The sequence below is a fragment of the Streptomyces sp. P5F9 genome, assembly GCF_057961495.1.
Window position 1 is genome coordinate 1 of sequence record NZ_JBXVPZ010000559.1, and the last position, 5,799, is coordinate 5,799.

Genomic DNA, 5,799 nt, shown 5'->3' on the forward strand with positions numbered 1-5,799 from the left:
ACCCACGGCTCACCCACCGCGGCCCGACTCCTCGTAGAACTCGTCCGCCTGGAAGTCCCCGTCTCCTCCGTCGGCCCGCACCGCCGGCTCGAAGACGCCTTCCTCACCCTGATCGGAGGTTCCGCATGAGCACGCTCGCCGAGCCCGTCGAGGTGGCCTCCGGCTACCGGGCCGGCCGCACCCTGCCCCTACGGGTGGAGCTGGTCCGGCAGTTGAAGCGGCGCCGCACGCTGGTCATGGGCGGCATCCTCGCCGCGCTGCCCTTCATCCTGGTCGCCGCCTTCGCGATCGGCGGCACCCCGGGCGACCGCGGCTCCCAGCTGACGCTGATGGACACAGCCACCTCGTCCGGCGCCAACTTCGCCGCGGTGAACCTGTTCGTGTCGGCGGGCTTCCTGCTGGTCGTCCCGGTCGCCCTGTTCTGCGGGGACACGGTCGCCTCGGAGGCCAGCTGGTCCTCCCTGCGCTATCTGCTCGCGGCACCCGTGCCGAGGGCCCGCCTCCTGTGGTCCAAGCTGGTCGTCGGGCTGAGCCTCAGCCTCGCCGCGATGATCCTGCTCCCGCTCGTCGCCCTCGCCGTCGGCACCGCCGCCTACGGCTGGGGCCCACTGGAGCTGCCCACCGGCGGCGCGATCGGCGCGGGCACGGCGGCCCAACGCCTGCTGGTCGTCGTGGCGTTCATCTTCGTGTCCCAACTGGTCACCGCAGGGCTCGCGTTCTGGCTCTCGACGAAGACCGACGCACCCCTGGGCGCGGTCGGCGGCGCGGTCGGCCTGACCATCGTCGGCAACGTCCTGGACGCCGTCACGGCCCTCGGCCACTGGCGCGACTTCCTGCCCGCGCACTGGCAGTTCGCGTGGGCGGACGCCGTACAGCCCCATCCGGAGTGGTCCGGCATGATCCAGGGCACGGCTGTCTCCGTTACGTACGCCATCGTGCTGTTCGCCCTGGCCTTCCGGGGTTTCGCCCGCAAGGACATCGTGTCCTAGGTCACCGGAGGATCACCCACCGGTCTTGGGCCTGCCCGGCGGATCATGCCGCAGACGCGGGGCGTGGCACGCACATCTGCGGCGTTGTCGTCGGTTGCCGACGCTCCGCGTCGACGCCCTCCTCCGCCTTGCAGCTGCACGCACCACGCCCCGCTCACCTGTGTTAGTGAGTCACCGTTGGATCCCTGCGACCTGATCCGCCGGGCAGGCCCGACCATGATCGCGACCCCTTCGAGACGCTTCCGCAACTCCCCGTCGCGCACATTCCCGCCCCCTCCGCCGTCACAGTCGCAAGAAGCCGACGTCAACGGACCGAGGGGGCACGGGAGATGAAGACCCACCAGACCCACCGAACACGACCGAGGCAGGAGCACGCGCACCACCGCCCCCGGCGACTGCGCGCCTCCCTGCTCGCCCTCACCGCCGCGAGCGGCCTGCTCCTCACCGCCTGCGGTGCGGGCGGTGGCGGCAGCTCCGGCAACTCGGACGCGGCGAACCGAACCGGCTTCCCGGCCCCGGCTCCCATCGTCACCTCCGGCGGTGCCGACAGCAGCGAGCGGGACGGCGAACAGACCGGCACCCCAGCCGAACAGCTCGCCCCGTCCCCCGACTACCTCTCCACCTTCGCCCTCGACGTCGACACCGCCTCCTACGGCTACGCCCGCCGCGTCCTCGCCGACGGCCGGCTCCCCGACCCCTCGACGATCCGCCCCGAGGAGTTCGTCAACAGCTTCCGCCAGGACTACGACCGCCCCGACGGCAACGGCTTCACGGTCACCGTCGACGGCGCCCGCACCGACAGCTCCACCTGGTCCCTCGTCCGCGTCGGCCTCGCCACCCGCACCGCCGACTCCGCCGACGAACGCCCGCCCGCCGCCCTGACGTTCGTCATCGACGTCTCCGGTTCGATGAGCGAGACGGGCCGCCTGGACCTCGCCAAGAAGTCCCTCGACGAGATGACCGACCGACTCCGCGACGACGACTCGGTCGCGCTCGTCACCTTCAGCGACGAGGCCGAGACAGTCCTCCCGATGACGCGCCTCGACGGCCACCGCGGCCAAGTCCACGACGCCATCGCCGAGTTGGAGACCCAGTCCTCCACCAACCTGGGCGCCGGCGTCGAAACCGGCTACGCCACCGCCACCGAGGGCCTGCGCGAGGGCGCCACCAACCGCGTCGTCCTCATCTCCGACGGCCTCGCCAACACCGGTGACACCAACGCCGATTCGATCCTGGAACGCATCTCGGACGAACGCCGCGACCACGGCATCACCCTCTTCGGCGTCGGCGTCGGCAGCGACTACGGCGACGCCCTGATGGAGAAACTCGCCGACAAGGGCGACGGCCACACCGCGTACGTCTCGGACGACGCCGACGCCCGCAAGGTCTTCGTCGACCAACTCCCGCGGAACATCGACCTCACCGCCCGCGACGCCAAGGCCCAGGTCGCCTTCGACCCCGAGACGGTGGCCCAGTTCCGCCTCATCGGCTACGAGGACCGCAAGGTCGCCGACGACGACTTCCGCAACGACAACGTGGACGGCGGCGAGATCGGCCCCGGCCACACCGTGACCGCCCTCTACGCCGTCCGCACCAGGCCCGGCGCCGACGGCCACCTCGCCACCGCGAGCGTCCGCTGGCTCGACCCCGACACCCGTGCCCCGCACGAGAATTCGGGCCAACTGGAGACCGACGCCCTGCACGACTCCCTGAGCAGCGCCCCGAACACCTTCCAAGTCACCGCGGTGGCCGCCTACTTCGCCGACACCCTCCGCTCACCCGAGGACAGCGCGGGCACCCTGCCCGGCAACCCCGGCCTCGGCCAACTCGCCACCCGCGCCCACACGTTGGCGGAGAAAACTGAAGACACGGACGTACGACAGCTCGCAGAGGCGATCGACGAGGCGCGCCGAACGAACTGAACCCACCGGAACCGCACAGACCCCATTGACCTTCCCCTACTTGCGAGTAGGTTGACGTCCCAGTCACCGTCGACCGGGAGTCGTCATGGGCGTACGCAAGGACTTGAAGCGGGCGCGGCAACGCACCGACCTGGCGGCCCGCACCCGGGTCGAACTCACCCGGGACGAGCGGGGCGTCGTACGGGAGGCGGGCACCCTGCCGCTCGCCGCGCGCCCGACGACCGGCAGCATTGCCGACCTCCCGTTCACCAACGCGGCGGAGGCCCCCGACACCGTGGTCCTCCGCCGCGAACAGGCCGGCACCTGGCACCCCGTCACCGCGACCGCCTTCGCCCGCGAAGTCACCGCCACCGCAAAGGGGTTGACAGCCGCAGGCCTCGAACCGGGCGGCCGGGTCGCGGTCATGTCCCGCACCCGCTACGAGTGGACGGTCCTCGACTTCGCGATCTGGGCGGCCGGCGGCCAGACGGTACCGATCTACGCCACCTCCTCCGCAGACCAAGTGGAGTGGATCGTCCGGGACTCGGGCACCCGCTTCGTCATCACGGAGACAGCCGAGAACGCCGCCACGGTCCTCGCCGGCACGGCCCGCCACCCCCAACCCCCGCGCGTCTGGCAGCTGGACGCCGGAGCCATGGCCGAACTCGCCGCGCTGGGCGAGGAGTTGCCCGACGACGAGATCACCAAGCGCCGCGCCTCCCTCACCCCCGACACGATCGCGACGATCTGCTACACCTCCGGCACCACCGGACGCCCCAAGGGCTGCGTCCTCACCCACGCGAACCTGCACGCCGAGGCCGCCAACCTGGTCGAGCTGCTGCACCCCCTCTTCACGGAGGTCACCGGCCAGGTCGCCTCGACGCTGCTGTTCCTCCCGCTCGCGCACATCATGGGCCGCACCCTCCAGATCGCCTGCCTGATGGCCCGCATCGAGATCGGCCACTGCCCGAGCATCAAGCCCGACGAACTCCGCCCGGCACTGAAGGAGTTCAGGCCCACGTTCCTGGTCGGCGTGCCGTACCTCTTCGAGAAGATCCACGACGCCGGCCGCGCGACCGCCGAGAAGATGGGCCGCGCCGCCTCCTTCGACCGCGCCGACCGCATCGCCGTCCGCTTCGGCGAGGCCTACCTGAACAAGTTCCTCGGCACCGGCAAGGGCCCCACCCCCGCCCTCTACGCCGCGTGGGCCCTCTACGACCTGCTGGTGTACCGCCGTATCCGCAAGGAACTCGGCGGCCGCCTGCGCTACGCGATCAGCGGCGGCTCCCCGCTCGACCGCGACCTCAACCTCTTCTTCTCCGCCGCGGGGATCATCGTCTACGAGGGCTACGGACTCACCGAGACCACGGCCGCCGCCACCATCGTCCCGCCGCTGCGGCCCCGCCCCGGCACGGTCGGCCTCCCGGTGCCCGGCACCACGATCCGCATCGCCGACGACGGCGAGGTGCTCATCAAGGGCGGGGTGGTCTTCGGCGCCTACTGGAACAACCCGGCGGCCACCGACGCCGTACTGCAGGACGACTGGTTCGCGACCGGCGACCTGGGCGCGCTCGACGAGGACGGCTATCTCACCATCACCGGCCGCAAGAAGGACATCCTCGTCACCAACGGCGGCAAGAACGTCTCCCCGGCCGTCCTGGAGGACCGCCTGCGCAGCCGCGCCCCGGTCGGCCAGTGCCTGGTCGTCGGCGACAACCGCCCCTTCGTCGCCGCCCTGATCACCCTCGACCCGGAAGCCCTCGCCCACTGGCTCGCGGTCCGCAAACTCCCGGCCGACACCCCGCTCGCCGAACTCGTCGAGGACCCCCGCCTGCGCGCCGACGTCCAGAAGGCCGTCGACCATGCCAACGAGGCCGTCTCCCGCGCCGAGTCCATCCGCGCCTTCGCCCTGATCGAGGGCGAGTTCACCGAGGACAACGGCCTCCTCACCCCGTCCCTGAAACTCAAACGGCACGTGGTGACGGCGGCCTACGCGGAGGACATCGAGGCCCTGTACGCGAAGCCGAAGCAGACGTGACAAAGCGGGCCGCCGAAGTGCTCGGCGGCCCGCTCTGGTGGTGCGTGGTGCTGAGGTCAGCTGCCCACGGCGCCGTTGCCCGACAGGACCGGGATGTTGTCCAGGATGTGCGACAGCGGCTCGTCGCCCTTGGCCTGGGTGGAGTTCTCGGTGCACTGCTGGTTCTGCGGGGCCGAGAGGATCGGCACGTCCTGCAGAACGGTGACCGGCACGACGCCGACGATCGAGGCGAGGTTCGCCTTGACCGGCAGGCCGACACAGGGCTTGTTCAGGGTGCCCTGGACGAGGGAGAGCTGGGGGCTCATGTCGCCCTTGGTCTCCTGGTTGCCGTACTTCTGCACGGCGCCGTTGCCCTGGGTGGTGGTGACACCGTCGTCGTTGCCGATCGCCATCGCCGGGGTGGCGACAGCGGCGGTGGCACCGGCGAGGGAGGCGGCAACAGCCGCGGTCGCCCACAGCTTCTTCATGTTCAAACCCTTTCGGAGGACGGACTCCCGTTGCGGAGCCGCGCGATGATCAACTGAGTGATGACTGGTTTGGTTGCGGCCTTTGCCCTGAATGGAGCAATAAGTCGGCTCGCGTGTAAGCAAGTTGGCTTCCTCGCGCGAGGAAGCGGCGGGTGATCCGCGGCGGGTCGCTCGGCAGGGGCTGCTGTCCGCGGGGGACCGGCGGACGGGCCGCGCGCAGCTTCCCGAACTCCTCGGCCGCCTTCCGCGCGTCCCGGCGAGGCAGGCCAACGGGCCGCCGAGAGATCGGCGGCCCGCTGTGCGCGTCCGCTGGGTCAGCTGCCCGCAGCGCCGTTGCCCGACAGGACCGGGATGTTGTCCAGGATGTGCGACAGCGGCTCGTCGCCCTTGGCCTGGGTGGAGTT

General features: G+C 70.9%; 4 protein-coding genes and 1 pseudogene. 3 read left to right on the forward strand and 2 right to left on the reverse strand.

Going from position 1 to position 5,799, the window contains the following annotated elements; genetic code table 11:
- Nucleotides 1-125 precede the first annotated feature (125 nt).
- The 3 genes from AC31A1_RS45450 to AC31A1_RS45460 all read left to right on the forward strand — a co-directional run bounded on the left by AC31A1_RS45450 (nucleotide 126) and on the right by AC31A1_RS45460 (nucleotide 4,928).
- Nucleotides 126-989: an ABC transporter permease gene (locus AC31A1_RS45450; RefSeq protein ID WP_328683247.1), complete on the forward strand. Its 864-nt coding sequence runs from the start codon at nucleotides 126-128 to the stop codon at nucleotides 987-989.
- Between the two features lie 329 nt (nucleotides 990-1,318).
- Nucleotides 1,319-2,911 (forward strand): vWA domain-containing protein, encoded by a 1,593-nt coding sequence (locus AC31A1_RS45455; RefSeq protein WP_489658940.1) that lies wholly within the window; start codon nucleotides 1,319-1,321, stop codon nucleotides 2,909-2,911.
- 85 nt (nucleotides 2,912-2,996) lie between these two features.
- A complete protein-coding gene (locus AC31A1_RS45460; RefSeq protein WP_489658941.1) occupies nucleotides 2,997-4,928 on the forward strand; it encodes an AMP-dependent synthetase/ligase in 1,932 nt (643 codons plus the stop codon).
- Between the two features lie 56 nt (nucleotides 4,929-4,984).
- On the opposite strand, the gene AC31A1_RS45465 is transcribed toward AC31A1_RS45460, so the two are convergent.
- Nucleotides 4,985-5,395 carry a rodlin gene (locus AC31A1_RS45465; protein WP_200711930.1) on the reverse strand — a complete coding sequence of 137 codons (411 nt, stop codon included), beginning with the start codon at nucleotides 5,393-5,395 and terminating at the stop codon, nucleotides 4,985-4,987.
- Between the two features lie 314 nt (nucleotides 5,396-5,709).
- Nucleotides 5,710-5,799: pseudogene (locus AC31A1_RS45470) on the reverse strand (rodlin); the annotation flags it as partial.